Source organism: Aliiroseovarius sediminis (genome assembly GCF_022678485.1).
In the GTDB taxonomy this organism is placed as follows: Bacteria; Pseudomonadota; Alphaproteobacteria; order Rhodobacterales; family Rhodobacteraceae; genus Aliiroseovarius; species Aliiroseovarius sediminis.
On record NZ_JALBYP010000034.1, the window covers coordinates 71,206 to 84,515 of the forward strand.

At 59.6% G+C, this 13,310-nt stretch carries 14 protein-coding genes and 1 tRNA gene; 6 read left to right on the top strand and 9 right to left on the bottom strand.

Annotated features, from left to right (window positions below; genetic code table 11):
- Nucleotide 1 precedes the first annotated feature (1 nt).
- Nucleotides 2-526, bottom strand: a complete 525-nt coding sequence (locus MN186_RS10950) for a DUF4329 domain-containing protein (protein ID WP_242114414.1) — start codon at nucleotides 524-526, stop codon at nucleotides 2-4.
- Between the two features lie 48 nt (nucleotides 527-574).
- On the opposite strand from MN186_RS10950, the gene deoD reads away from it, so the two are divergent.
- Entirely contained in the window at nucleotides 575-1,279 is a 705-nt protein-coding gene (gene deoD / locus MN186_RS10955; protein WP_242114415.1) for a purine-nucleoside phosphorylase, read from the top strand.
- Between the two features lie 11 nt (nucleotides 1,280-1,290).
- Here the strand turns inward: deoD and MN186_RS10960 are convergent, their stop codons facing one another.
- Entirely contained in the window at nucleotides 1,291-2,154 is an 864-nt protein-coding gene (locus MN186_RS10960) for an urea carboxylase-associated family protein (RefSeq protein ID WP_242114416.1), read from the bottom strand.
- A gap of 140 nt (nucleotides 2,155-2,294) precedes the next feature.
- On the opposite strand from MN186_RS10960, the gene MN186_RS10965 reads away from it, so the two are divergent.
- Together MN186_RS10965 and MN186_RS10970 are read left to right on the top strand one after the other, a co-directional pair.
- Complete coding sequence (locus MN186_RS10965; RefSeq protein ID WP_242114417.1) at nucleotides 2,295-2,795, top strand: DUF2478 domain-containing protein; 501 nt, start codon at nucleotides 2,295-2,297, stop codon at nucleotides 2,793-2,795.
- A 48-nt stretch (nucleotides 2,796-2,843) separates the two neighbouring features.
- Nucleotides 2,844-4,046, top strand: a complete 1,203-nt coding sequence (locus MN186_RS10970) for an NAD(P)/FAD-dependent oxidoreductase (protein ID WP_420838930.1) — start codon at nucleotides 2,844-2,846, stop codon at nucleotides 4,044-4,046.
- Between the two features lie 2 nt (nucleotides 4,047-4,048).
- Here the strand turns inward: MN186_RS10970 and trpA are convergent, their stop codons facing one another.
- Both trpA and MN186_RS10980 read right to left on the bottom strand, forming a co-directional pair.
- Nucleotides 4,049-4,840: a tryptophan synthase subunit alpha gene (gene trpA, locus MN186_RS10975; protein ID WP_242114419.1), complete on the bottom strand. Its 792-nt coding sequence runs from the start codon at nucleotides 4,838-4,840 to the stop codon at nucleotides 4,049-4,051.
- A gap of 60 nt (nucleotides 4,841-4,900) precedes the next feature.
- Entirely contained in the window at nucleotides 4,901-5,317 is a 417-nt protein-coding gene (locus MN186_RS10980; RefSeq protein WP_242114420.1) for a VOC family protein, read from the bottom strand.
- Between the two features lie 99 nt (nucleotides 5,318-5,416).
- Here MN186_RS10980 and ychF point away from each other — a divergent pair, with 99 nt between their 5' ends.
- Nucleotides 5,417-6,514: a redox-regulated ATPase YchF gene (gene ychF / locus MN186_RS10985; protein ID WP_242114421.1), complete on the top strand. Its 1,098-nt coding sequence runs from the start codon at nucleotides 5,417-5,419 to the stop codon at nucleotides 6,512-6,514.
- A 98-nt stretch (nucleotides 6,515-6,612) separates the two neighbouring features.
- Here ychF and MN186_RS10990 read toward each other — a convergent pair whose 3' ends face one another.
- The 3 genes from MN186_RS10990 to MN186_RS11000 all read right to left on the bottom strand — a co-directional run bounded on the left by MN186_RS10990 (nucleotide 6,613) and on the right by MN186_RS11000 (nucleotide 7,805).
- Nucleotides 6,613-6,903 carry a CBU_0592 family membrane protein gene (locus tag MN186_RS10990; RefSeq protein ID WP_242114422.1) on the bottom strand — a complete coding sequence of 97 codons (291 nt, stop codon included), beginning with the start codon at nucleotides 6,901-6,903 and terminating at the stop codon, nucleotides 6,613-6,615.
- Between the two features lie 254 nt (nucleotides 6,904-7,157).
- A tRNA-Leu gene (locus MN186_RS10995) sits at nucleotides 7,158-7,244 on the bottom strand.
- An 81-nt stretch (nucleotides 7,245-7,325) separates the two neighbouring features.
- Entirely contained in the window at nucleotides 7,326-7,805 is a 480-nt protein-coding gene (locus MN186_RS11000) for an Lrp/AsnC family transcriptional regulator (RefSeq protein WP_242114502.1), read from the bottom strand.
- A gap of 109 nt (nucleotides 7,806-7,914) precedes the next feature.
- Between MN186_RS11000 and putA the strand changes: the two genes are divergently transcribed.
- Together putA and MN186_RS11010 are read left to right on the top strand one after the other, a co-directional pair.
- Nucleotides 7,915-11,373: a bifunctional proline dehydrogenase/L-glutamate gamma-semialdehyde dehydrogenase PutA gene (gene putA, locus MN186_RS11005; RefSeq protein WP_242114423.1), complete on the top strand. Its 3,459-nt coding sequence runs from the start codon at nucleotides 7,915-7,917 to the stop codon at nucleotides 11,371-11,373.
- A 44-nt stretch (nucleotides 11,374-11,417) separates the two neighbouring features.
- Nucleotides 11,418-12,167 (top strand): rhomboid family intramembrane serine protease, encoded by a 750-nt coding sequence (locus MN186_RS11010; protein ID WP_242114424.1) that lies wholly within the window; start codon nucleotides 11,418-11,420, stop codon nucleotides 12,165-12,167.
- A gap of 27 nt (nucleotides 12,168-12,194) precedes the next feature.
- Here MN186_RS11010 and MN186_RS11015 read toward each other — a convergent pair whose 3' ends face one another.
- Both MN186_RS11015 and MN186_RS11020 read right to left on the bottom strand, forming a co-directional pair.
- Nucleotides 12,195-12,395, bottom strand: a complete 201-nt coding sequence (locus tag MN186_RS11015) for a hypothetical protein (RefSeq protein ID WP_242114425.1) — start codon at nucleotides 12,393-12,395, stop codon at nucleotides 12,195-12,197.
- A 69-nt stretch (nucleotides 12,396-12,464) separates the two neighbouring features.
- Nucleotides 12,465-13,253, bottom strand: a complete 789-nt coding sequence (locus tag MN186_RS11020; RefSeq protein WP_242114426.1) for an inositol monophosphatase family protein — start codon at nucleotides 13,251-13,253, stop codon at nucleotides 12,465-12,467.
- Nucleotides 13,254-13,310 lie beyond the last annotated feature (57 nt).

The window sequence follows — 13,310 nt, forward strand, 5'->3', positions numbered from 1 at the left end:
TTCAGCCGTCGAAAGACATTAGTTTGTCAATCAGTTGGTCGTAATGATATCGGGGCGCAACCTGCCCCATATCGCCTTGCTGGAAATTGGCGTCCATCGGCAGACAGCCGATACCGCAGATCTGGCGCGTCACCATGCTGCGCGTATCGATATACCAAAGCCGACCGCCGGGGGTGGCAACCCAGCCGTTCACGCCCTCGATTTCGTCTGTCATCATATCGTCGCCCGATGGCACCTCGTTGGCGTAACGCGACGAAAATGCACCGTGGGTGTGATACGACGCGACGACTTTCACCAGGTTTTCAGGGTCGCGTGCCCGGCACGTGCCCTTGCCGCCGCGCCAAGCCTTTGACGCGACCAGCTTGCCAGACCGGTCATAGCCGATATACCCGCAATACTCGCGATTGGCACGGATCGAGATCGGCTGCACTTTGGCAAAGACCTTCTTTACCAACTCAAGCTCACCCGGCTCTTGCGCACAGGCGGCAAGCGGGGCGATAAGAAGGGCAATTGTCAGCAAACGCATCACGGGGGATCACCTTCGTTTTTGCGACCTTACCTATAGGAGCTCACCATGACCATCCACATCGGCGCCGAACCCGGCCAGATTGCCGAAACCGTTCTGATGCCGGGCGACCCTTATCGCGCGAAATGGGCGGCGAACACGTTTCTAGAAGGGGCGGAGTTGGTTAATGAAGTGCGGGGGATGTTGGGCTTCACCGGCACCTACAAGGGCAACCGCGTCACGATCCAAGGGTCGGGCATGGGGATGCCCAGCCTGTCGATCTATGCTAACGAATTGATCCGCGATTATGGCGCCAAGACGTTGATCCGCGTGGGTTCCATCGGCGCGATGCAACCGCAGGTGAAGCTGCGCGATGTCATCATCGCGATGACCTGCACCACGGTCGGCACACCGTCCAGCACGATCTTTCGCGAGCTGAATTATTCGCCCTGCGCCGATTACGGCCTGTTGGAAGCCGCAGTCGCCGCGACGCGCAAGCGTGATGTGGGCGTTCATGTGGGCGGCATCTATAGCTCGGACACATTCTACGCAGAACGCCCTGAACTGAGCGAAGAACTGACCCGTCACGGCATCCTTGGGGTCGAGATGGAGGCCGCCGAGCTTTACATCCTTGCCGCCCGTTATGGCGTGCGTGCGTTGGGGATCATGACGGTGTCCGACCACCTGCAAACAGGCGAGGATCTGCCTTCGGACCAGCGCGAGAAGAGCTTTGGCGATATGATCGAAATCGCGCTGGATGCCGCCTTCGCCTGACCCGTTCCTGGTCAAACCCCATGCGACCGGTCATAGCCGCTGACGGGCGGCTGTGACCAACCCTGCAACGCCCCATCGGCGGGGGCGAAAACCTCGACCAGCAACGGATAGCAAGTCGCGCTGTCAGAGCTGTGTTCAGACGAACAATCCCCGCCGGGACAGGTGCTAAGCGCGCCCAGCAGGTCAATCTCGGCGAAAAACTCAAGGAAATCTCCGGGCCGCACCGGGCTGGCTTTCATGAAATACTGGCCCGTGTCGCGGGTGAAACCTGTGCACATAAAAACGTTCAGAACGTCGTGGACATGGCCTTCAGCCTCGCTGGTGGGGCAGTCAAGGTAATCGGCCAGCGCGCGGGTCAGGTTGGAATGGCAGCAATGATGATACTGACCGCCCGATAGAAGGTTGTGGGTGTATGGGTCACACCGCGTGCCGATCACGTCGTGGACCGACGCGCCAAACTCATCGAAACCATACCAATCCAGCGTATCGTCGATGATCGTCGCGATCGGGCGCATTGCCGGATGACTTGACCAAATCCGATCTGAAACCGACAAATGTGTGCCGTGAAGGCCCCTTGTCTTGCCTGAATAGAACCTTTCACCCAGATCATGCGCGTTCCACAGGTTCAGATCACCCACCTGTGGCCCTTTTACAGACGTGATGCGAAAAAAGTGACCAGCAGGCACCTGAAACACCTTCGCCTCGCGCGGCGGAACCAGAACTTCGCCCGTCTTGGTGGCGGACTGGCGCGCAGCGCTGTAAAGGTCCAGATCGGGCGCGGGCAGCCCTTCGATCGGGTAGCAGATCACGGGTTCGACGGCGCGCCTTTGGGCGGCATCTTGTGGCTCTGGATAGGCTGGATTTTGCGGTTTCATGGACGGGCCTCCTTCCTTCTGTGCATCAGGCCACACCGGCGGCGACCGCGCAAGGATGCGTTTGGGCCTGCGGGCACCGTTGCAGCGATTGACAAGCGCGTATCGGTTGGTCAACTGATATGTAGCGCCAAGGGGATGCCATGAAACTAGCTTATGTCATTGCGCCCGGCCGGGGCAAAACAAACCTGTTATTGGCAGGGGTTGCCGATGCGCTGGCCAAGCGCGGCCGGACGCTGTGCGGCACCGTGCAACTGGACACCGAACGGGCCGAGGAACACCATTGCGACATGGATGTTCTGCTGCTGCCCGATGGCCCCAAAATTCGTATCAGCCAGTATCTTGGCGCCGATGCCCAAGGGTGTAAACTGGACCCCGACGCATTGGAAACCGCCGTCGGCCAGACCGAGGAACGGCTGAAGGCTGGGGCCGATCTTCTGATCGTCAACAAGTTCGGCAAGCAGGAAGCCCAAGGTCGTGGTTTTCGCGAAGCGGTGGGCGAGGCATTGGCCCGTGACATCCCTGCGATCATCGGCGTCTCGGAAGGGGCGCGGCTGGCCTTCATGAATTTCGTGGGCGAAGCAGAGCAGCTGGACCCAGATCACGACGCTGTATTGGAGTGGGCACTGAATGCAACGCGATAACGGAATACTTACCACCCCAATGCCGTGGGGGCAGATCTGATGGCGGTCATGTCGCTCAGCCCGGCGCACAGCAGCTATGATGTGATCATCGTAGGTGGGGCGATGATGGGCTCGTCGGTCGCGTGGTGGCTTAGCCAATCGTCTGACTTTCAGGGGCGCATTCTGGTGGTCGAACGCGATGCGAGCTTCGCACAGTGTTCCACCGCCCACACGAATTCCTGCATCCGGCAGCAATTCAGCGAGGCGCTGAATATTCGCATCTCGCAGTTCACGGCTGATTTCATCCGGAACCTGCGCGACAACATGGGTGGCGATCCGCGCGTCCCGAACCTGGATATTCAGGCGTTCGGCTATCTGTATCTGGCTGACACCGAAGACAAAGCCGTCGCCCTGCGCGGCAAACAGGCCCTGCAACACAGCCTTGGGGCCGGCACGCGCCTGCTGTCACCCGACGCGCTGGCGCAAGCTTTCCCGTTCTATGCCCTCGACGACATTCTGCTGGGCAGCCACGGCACGCGCGACGAAGGTTATTGGGATGGCGGGGCGCTGTTTGACTGGTTTCGACGCAAGGCAGTCGCGGCGGGCGTTGAATATGTGAATGCCGAAGTCACGGCGATCGAGGCTAAGTCCACGCAGGTCACATCTGTCACACTCTCGTCAGGTCACACGCTACCTTGCGGCCATCTGGTCAACGCCGCCGGGCCGCGCGCGGGCCACGTCGCGCAACTGGCTGGTCTTTCAATCCCGGTCGAGCCGCGCAAGCGTTTCACATGGGTCGTGAAGGCAGCGCATCCACTGGATCGCCCGTTGCCGTTGACCATCGACCCATCAGGCGTACATATGCGGCAAGACGGGCCGGAAACCTACATGATCGGCGCAGCCCCTGCCCCGGACGTGGCGGTTGACCCGGATAACTTCCACATGGATCACAGCTTGTGGGAAAGCCATGTCTGGCCCGTCGTCGCGACCCGTATCCCTCAGTTTGAGCAGTTGAAGATCGTCACCGAATGGGCGGGGCATTACGCGTTCAACACGCTGGATCAGAATGCGCTTCTCGGCCCGCATGATCGGGTCGGAAACTTCTATTTCATCAACGGATTTTCAGGCCATGGGCTGCAACAAGCCCCGGCCATGGGGCGTGGGCTGGCCGAGTTGGTCACGACCGGCGCTTTTCAAACGATGGATCTTGGTGCTTTCGGCTATGACCGCATCAGCCAAAGTCGCCCGTTTGGTGAAAGCGCAGTAATCTAGCCTCAGCCGCGATGTGCCCCGTCAGACAGGGTTTTGACGAATGCCAGCACATCGGCAACGCGCTCGCCCGCCGCGATTTTCGAAACGATTGCACTGCCGACCACAGTGCCGTCTGCGACACTCGCAATCGCCTCGGCCTTCTCGGGGGTGTTGACACCAAATCCGACGATCACGGGAATGTTGGTCGCGGCCTTGATCCGCGCAACCTCTGGCCCGACATTGGCCGCCTGTGCCTCGGTCGCTCCGGTGACGCCGGTGACAGACACGTAATACACAAAACCCGAGGTATTCTGCAGCACCTTCGGCAACCGCTTGTCGTCGGTGGTCGGCGTGGCCAGCCGAATGAAATTCAAACCCGCCTTTTGCGCCGGGATGCAAAGCTCGTCATCTTCTTCGGGGGGCAGATCAACGACAATCAGCCCGTCAACGCCCGCCGCCTTCGCATCCACCAAGAACTTTTCCACACCGCGATTATAGATCGGGTTGTAATATCCCATCAGAACAATCGGGGTCGTATCGTCGTCCTTACGAAACTCCGCCGCCATATCGAGCGTCTTTTGCAGGGTCATGCCGCTTTCAAGCGCGCGCTGACCGGCCAATTGAATGGTCGGCCCGTCCGCCATCGGGTCGGTAAACGGCACCCCCAGCTCGATGATATCAACACCCGCAGCAGGCAGCCCCTTCATCACCTCAAGCGAGGTCGCCATGTCGGGGTCGCCACCCATGATGTAGCTGACAAACGCTTTCTGACCCTTTTCGGCCAAGGCAGCAAACTTCGCATCAATCCGGGTCATCATCCGTCCTTTATCAAGTTCAGAACCGATGTGCCGAATACGGGCGGGAAAATCAATGGGTCACTCGTAATCGCTGTCCGCCATGATCATCCAACGCACCCCGAACTTGTCGGTCAGCGTGCCAAAAAGCGGCGTCCAGAACATCGGACTAAGCGGCATCCGAACGTCACCCCCATCGGCCAAGGCATTGAAGACGCGTTTGGTCTCGGCCTCGTCCGGCAAGGAAAGGCAAACATTGCATCCCGTCATTTCCGGCATCTCGCCGCTTGGTTCATCGCTGGCAAACAGCATCCCGTCCCCGATGGCGACACCGGCATGCATCACGGCATCATCCGGCACGCCAGGCATCTGGTTGCGATCCTCTTCCGGCATATCCTTGAACGACATGATATCGGGGGTCGCACCGAAAATTTCACCATACCGGGTGACAGCATCGCGACAGTTATCTTTAAAAAATACGTAAGGAATAGGTTGCATGGCAAAGCCCCTGTGTTGCGCGTCTTCCAACTTCACCACGCTTGCGCCCAACCTGTCAAAGCCCTAGAAGGCCCCGAACACTGCATGAAAGGGTCTGACATGGGTTTCAAGATGGGCATCGTGGGTCTGCCGAATGTCGGTAAATCGACCCTTTTCAACGCATTGACCAAGACGGCTGCCGCACAGGCGGCGAACTTTCCGTTCTGCACCATCGAACCCAATGTGGGCGAGGTCAACGTGCCCGATGCGCGGCTGGACAAGCTCGCCGCGATTGCCGGATCAAAAGCGATCATTCCGACCCGCATGACGTTCGTCGACATCGCCGGGCTTGTGAAAGGGGCCTCCAAGGGCGAAGGGCTAGGCAACCAGTTTCTGGCCAACATCCGCGAGGTTGATGCCATCGCCCACGTCCTGCGCTGCTTTGACGATGGTGACGTGACCCATGTCGAAGGCCGTGTGAACCCCGTCGAAGACGCCGAGGTGATTGAAACCGAACTGATGCTGGCCGATCTGGAAAGCATCGAAAAACGCCTGCAAAACATTGTGCGCAAGGTGCGCGGGGGCGACAAGGAAGCGGTGCAGCAGGAACGCCTGATGCGCGCGGCGCAAGCGGCGCTTGAAGATGGCCAGCCTGCCCGAACAGTTGATGTCGACGAAGAAGACCGCAAGGCGTGGAATATGCTGCAACTGCTGACCAGCAAGAAAATCCTTTACGTCTGCAATGTCGACGAAAGCGACGCAGCCAAGGGCAACGCCTATTCGCAAGCGGTCGAAAAGATGGCCGCCGAACAGGGCGCGGCCTCGGTCGTGATCTCAGCCAAGATCGAAGAAGAAATCAGCCAGCTAGACACCGACGACATGGAGATGTTCCTGGAAGAACTTGGCCTTAAAGAAGCGGGGCTGGATCGCTTGATCCGCGCCGGTTACGAGCTTCTGCATCTTGAGACCTACTTCACCGTCGGCCCGAAGGAAGCCCGCGCCTGGACCATCCGCGAAGGCACCCGCGCGCCACAAGCCGCCGGTGTCATCCATGGCGATTTTGAACGCGGATTCATCCGGGCCGAAACCATTGCCTATGACGACTACATCGCACTCGGTGGTGAAGGTGGCGCCAAAGAAGCGGGTAAAATGCGCGCCGAGGGCAAAACCTACGAAGTGAAAGACGGCGACGTACTGCATTTCCTGTTCAACGCCTGAGTTGAAGAAAACAGCACAAGCGAAAAGCCGGGCCACCCCTAGCCCGGCTTTTCTCTGAACGCGTGGGAGGACACGTTCAGGCAGAAGGTCCGTTCCGATCAGACCGTCCGTCGATCTTTTCCAGACGGTGCGCTTCGCCCTCTGGCATGGTTTGCAAAACCGATGATCGACACGACCAGAAAGAACAGTTGGATGGCCAGCGCCGCGACGTTAAAATGCACCGTCAGGCTTAGCGTGACACAGCTTGCCGCCATGAATTGCAGCGCGTAATAGCAGGCTTTTTTGCTGGTGATGACATCAAACGCCATCATCGAATAGTTCGTGCAGTAAATCACCGCCCCCAGCAGGCCAACCATTTCCCAACCATCCAGTGAGCCATAATTGCTCATATCCCCATCCAATCGGTCAAAGTCTTAAAACAATAATCTGGTCATCAAAAAGGCCTGAAAAAAAATCCGGTCCACCCCTGCAACTTCTTATCCCCGTTGCTTAGCTTTCCGCTTGACCTGCCCCAAGGTTTTGCCAGATCAGGCTTCAAATCAAGCCCCCGGCGGCCGTATTGACGCATAATTCACGCAGGCCAGATCCAACGCTGACGCTGGTTGGAACAAACATGGAACCTGCAAGGATTTAAGCGTTCGTTTGGTGCGGGCGGTGGGACTCGAACCCACACGGGCACAGGGCCCAACAGATTTTAAGTCTGGTATGTCTACCATTCCATCACGCCCGCACGGGTGGGGGATGGCCCCGCTCTTTCCCTACAGTCTCTGAAAACCGGTGGCAATTGCTCAGATGCGATTACGCACGGGCGTCAGGTCAAAATTGCGGGGCTATCATCCTTGATCGCCTGCATTACCACATGAGTCGAGCTTTGCGCCAAGTGCGGCAAGGTCGAGATCGCCTCGCCCAGCACGCGGCGAAAGTCGTTCATGTCGTGGGTGCGCACCTTCAAGAGATAATCGAAATGAGCCGCCAGCAGGTGACATTCTTCCACCTCGGGAATGCGGGCGACCTGCTTGTTGAACGCGGCCAGCGCAGCTTCGCGGGTGTCAGACAGCTTGACCTCGACGAAGGCGACATGATCGCGCCCCAGCCGGATCGGATCGACATCTGCGCGGTATCCGGTGATAACACCTTCTGCTTCCAATCGGCGCACGCGCGCTTGGGTGGGCGACTTCGACAACCCGATCCGCTGCGCAAGATCAGTGATGGATATCCGTCCGTCCCCCGACAACACGTCCAGAATCTTGCGGTCAAACCGGTCCAGATCAACTTGCTTTTCTTCCTGCATACCCCACCCATAATCAGTCACTTCGACTGCACTCCTGAAATAATCAGGAAAAACGACTTGTCAATTTCGCATATCATAGGGGAAACGCGAATTCCACGAGGAACCCCTGATGACCGATGCCCTTCGCCAGAAAATCGACACCCTCGCCTATACCGACGAAGAACCGCATATCGAGGCGCTCGTCCAAGAGGCGGATCTTTCCAGCGATGACCGCGCCCGCATTGCGGCCAGCGGCGCCGACCTTGTGCGCGCCATCCGCGGATCCTCTGATCCGGGGATGATGGAGGTCTTTCTGGCCGAATATGGCCTGTCAACGGATGAAGGCATCGCACTGATGTGCTTGGCCGAAGCGCTGCTGCGCGTACCGGACGCCGAAACCATCGACGCACTGATCGAAGACAAGATCGCCCCCAGCGACTGGGGCAAACATCTTGGCCGGTCGTCATCGTCGCTGGTGAACGCCTCGACCTGGGCGCTTTTGGTTACGGGCAAGGTGCTGGACGATCGCGAACCGGGCATCGCGGGCACGTTGCGCGGCGCGGTCAAACGGTTGGGCGAGCCGGTCATTCGCACCGCCGTCGGGCGCGCAATGCGGGAAATGGGCAGCCAGTTTGTGCTGGGCGAAACTATTAACGCCGCCATGAAACGCGGATCGAAGATGGAGGCCAAAGGCTTCACCTATTCCTATGACATGCTGGGCGAAGCAGCCCTGACGGATGGCGACGCGCGACGTTATCAGATGGCCTATGCCAAAGCGATTTCCGAAATTGCCAGCGCCTGCAATTCCAAGGACATCGCGTCCAATCCCGGTATCTCGGTCAAACTGTCGGCGCTTTTCCCACGCTACGAACGCGCCCAGCGCGACCGTGTGATGGACACTCTTGTGCCGCGCGTGACGTCGCTTGCCCATCTGGCGAAATCCGCCGGAATGGGCTTCAACATCGACGCCGAAGAAGCCGACCGCCTACAAATCTCATTGGATGTGATCGAGGCGGTGCTAAGCGACAAGGCACTGGCCGGATGGGACGGGTTCGGCGTGGTTGTTCAGGCCTACGGCCAGCGCGCGGGGGCTGCGATCGATTGGCTACATGCGCTCGCTGAACGGCTGGACCGCAAGATCATGGTGCGGCTTGTGAAAGGCGCCTATTGGGACACCGAGGTTAAGCGCGCGCAGGTCGAAGGTCTGGCAGGCTTCCCCGTGTTCACACGCAAGGTCGCGACCGATGTCAGCTATATCGCCAACGCGCGAAAGCTTTTGTCGATGACCGATCGCATCTATCCGCAGTTTGCCACCCACAACGCACACACCGCGGCGGCCATTCTGGATATCGCCAAGACCTCGGGCGTGGACGCGCGGGGATATGAGTTCCAGCGCCTGCATGGCATGGGCGAAAGCCTGCACAAGATCATCATGGAAGAGCACGGCACGCGCTGCCGCATCTATGCCCCGGTTGGCGCGCATCGCGACCTTCTGGCCTATCTTGTCCGGCGGCTGCTGGAAAACGGCGCAAACAGCTCTTTCGTGAACCAGATCGTTGATGAAAGCGTCACCCCCGAAGAGGTCGCCGCCTGCCCGTTCGAGGCGCTTGATCACCCTGCCCCGCATGTCCCCACCGGGCCCGAGCTGTTCGGGGCGCGCAAAAACTCGATGGGGCTGGATCTGACATACGACCCGCATCTTGCGCGCATCGACGCAGCCCGTGACCCGCATGCCGACACCGCATTCGAAGGTGGGCCGCTGTTGGCTGTCACACCCAAAGACGGCAAGGTCGTGACCGTTACCAACCCCGCAACTGGCGATCAGGTTGGTAAAATCACATGGGCGAGTGCGGACGATGTGTCCGCTGCGCTGGACGCAGGCAAGCCATGGGACGCAAGCCCCGCGACCCGCGCGAAGGTGCTGAACCAAGTCGCCGATCTTTACGAAGCAAACCTTGGCACCTTCTTTGCGCTGACCGCCCGCGAGGCTGGCAAGACCCTTCTGGACAGCATGGGCGAGCTGCGCGAAGCCGTTGATTTCCTGCGTTATTATGCGGCACGTATTCCGCATCTGACACGCGATTCGCGTGGGCTGTTTACCTGCATTTCGCCGTGGAACTTCCCGCTGGCGATCTTCACCGGCCAGATCGCGGGCGCATTGGCCGCTGGCAACGGCGTATTGGCAAAACCTGCCGAGCAGACCGGGCTGATCGCCCATCACGCGATCAAGCTGATGCACGACGCTGGTGTGCCGCGCGAGGTCTTGCAGCTTCTGCCCGGTGACGGCGCGACAGTTGGTGCGGCGTTAACCTCTGACCCACGGATCGGCGGCGTGGCGTTCACCGGCTCAACCGAGACCGCGCAGATCATCCGTCGCGCAATGGCGAAACATCTGTCCCCCGCGGCCCCGCTGATCGCAGAAACGGGGGGTCTGAACGCGATGATCGTTGACAGCACGGCCCTGCCGGAACAGGCGGTGCGCGATATTATCGCCTCCAGCTTCCAATCCGCAGGTCAGCGGTGTTCGGCCCTGCGCTGCCTTTACGTGCAGGAAGACGTCGCCGACAGCATGACCGAGATGCTGATTGGCGCGATGGATGAACTGCGCCCTGGCGACCCGTGGCATCTGACCACCGATCTTGGTCCCGTCATCGACGACGAGGCCTATCAGGACATCCGCAGCTATATTGACGCGGCGCGCGCCGATGGTCGGGTGGTGCACGACATCCCAGCCCCCGACAACGGTCACTTCATCCCGCCCACCCTGATCCGGGTTAACGGTATTCACGAGATGAAGCGCGAGATCTTCGGCCCCGTTCTGCATATCGCCCGATACAAGGCCGAGGAACTGGACGCTGTAATCAAGGCTGTAAACGCCACCGGCTATGGCCTGACCTTCGGGCTGCACACCCGCATTGACGACCGCGTTCAGCATGTTGTTGACCGCATCCATGCGGGCAACGCCTATGTGAACCGCAACCAGATCGGCGCCATCGTCGGCTCGCAACCGTTCGGCGGCGAGGGCTTGTCGGGCACCGGCCCCAAGGCGGGCGGGCCGTCCTATATGGATCGGTTCTGCGACGCTGGCGCCGCGCCGATGTCTGGTGCGGCAGACGAAGGGCCGGAACCGGACAAGGCCCAGCTTGACCGCGCGATTGCCGATGCGACGACTGACGCATCGCTTGAATCAACGCGCCTGCCCGGTCCGACCGGAGAGCTGAACCAACTGTCCACCCACCCTCGCGCACCAATCCTGTGCGCCGGCCCCGGCAAAGCCGCAGCCGAACGTCAGAAGACCGAAGTCGAAGCCTTGGGCGGTCGTGCCGTAATGGCGGCGGACGTGTCGGCAGACGTGGTGTCGAAGATCGAAGGGATCGGCGGCGTGGTCTTTTGGGGCGACGAAGATCAGGCGCGCGCAATGGCGCAGGCCTTGGCCACCCGGCCCGGTGCAATCCTGCCCCTGATCCCCGGCGCGATCACGCACGAGGTCGTGACCCATGAACGCCATCTGTGCGTGGACACAACAGCCTCTGGCGGAAATGCCGAACTTTTGATGCTGTCGCAACCGCCTGAACTGGCGGCGGAATAGGAGCTGCGCTTGACCCGGTGGGTGCCATCGGGTCAAGTCACCGCATGTTCCCGATACGCGACCATAACCCGTCCCTACGCACCCCCTATGTCACATATGGGCTGATCGCGGCGAACCTGATCGTCTTTCTGATGATGCTGCCGTTTTACGGCAACGAGGCCGCATCGACCCGCATTTTCATGCAATACGGTCTTGTGCCGCTACGGCTGACCAATGGCGCGGGGATCGAGACGATCCTGACCTCGATGTTCATGCATGGTGGCTTTTTGCACTTGGCCGGTAACATGCTGTTTTTATATATCTTCGGTGACAACCTGGAAGATGTGCTGGGCCATGTGAAGTTCACGATATTCTATCTGGTCTCAGGTCTTGGCGCAGCATTCCTGCAAGTCATTGCCGACCCCGGTAGCGTCGTGCCCATGGTCGGCGCGTCCGGCGCCATTGCAGGTGTGATGGGCGGCTATCTTCTGCTGTTTCCGAGGGCCCGCGTTGATGTGCTGTTCATCATCGTCGTTTTCGTGCGGGTGATCCCCTTCCCCGCTTGGCTGATGCTGTTGCTATGGTTCGGGTTGCAACTTCTGAACGGCGCACTGAACATCGCGCAGGTCGGCGGGGGCGTCGCCTATTGGGCTCATGCTGGTGGTTTCATCGCCGGTTTCTTGTTCGTGCTGCCCGTCTGGAATCGCTTGGGCGGGCCAAAGCTGTGGGCGCGCACCGATGGGCATCCAGATAAACCAGCGGCAAAATACAAGGTGACAAACAGCAGCATCCCCGTCGTGCGTCGCCGGAAATAACGCGAGACCTGCCGTGTGGGTGGGTTGTCAGCCGTTTACAGACATCGTTGATATGTAAGTGCTGATCTTGTCAGCCAGACCGGGCACGTTCCCGGTAACGAGGAACGCCGCTGCCATTCCAAGCATGACCAATGAGGCCGTCAACACAACCCAGTCAATGGTGACTGCGCCGTCCTCGCTCACGATAAGTCCGCGCACGCGGGACTTGATGTCTGTAATCTGTGTCATACCGCTTTTTCAGTTCACATTCGGGCAGCAATATGACCACCCGGCGGTATTTTCCCGCATATCCGCAAATTAGGCGCCGCGGACAAGTGCCGAGAACTTATCGAATATCATCTCGTTCGTGGCGATGACCTCGCCATCCGCCATGATGGCGCCATCGGGGTTCATCGGTGCAATCAACCCACCGGCTTCGCGCACAATGATCAGCCCGGCCGCCATGTCCCACGGGTTCAGACGACGCTCCCAGAACCCGTCGTATCGCCCGGCCGCAACATAAGCCAAGTCCAGCGCCGCCGCACCGAACCGGCGCACACCGGCGCAGCTGGGCAAAACACGCGCAAGGTCCTGCAACGTGTCAGGCAGATCGGCCCGCCCGGCAAAGGGCAGACCCGTCGCAAACAGGCTTTCAATCAGGCGGCTACGGCTTGAAACACGCAGACGACTTTGGTTCAGCCAAGCGCCTTCGCCTTTTTCGGCCATGAAAATCTCGTCCTTGGCCGCGTCGTAAACCACGCCAGCGACGATATTGCCTTTGTGTTCAAGCGCAATGGAAATCGCCCAGTGCGGCAGTCCGTGCAGGAAGTTCGTGGTGCCATCCAGCGGATCGACGATCCATCGGCGGGTGGGGTCTTTGCCTTCGGTCGCGTCACTTTCTTCGGCCAGCCAGCCATAGTTGGGGCGCGCTTCCATCAGGATATCGCGAATGATCTTTTCCGCAGCTATATCTGCCTTCGACACGAAGTCACCCGCGCCCTTCATGGACACCTGCAAGTTTTCGACTTCACGAAAGTCTTTCACAAGGCTACGCCCGGCCATCCGGGCGGCCTTGATCATCACGTTCAGATTTGCACTGCCTTCCATCGGGGCGCTCCTAACTTCTTAGAGGGCGCGTATACGTGCCAGCGCCTTGTTTGCCAA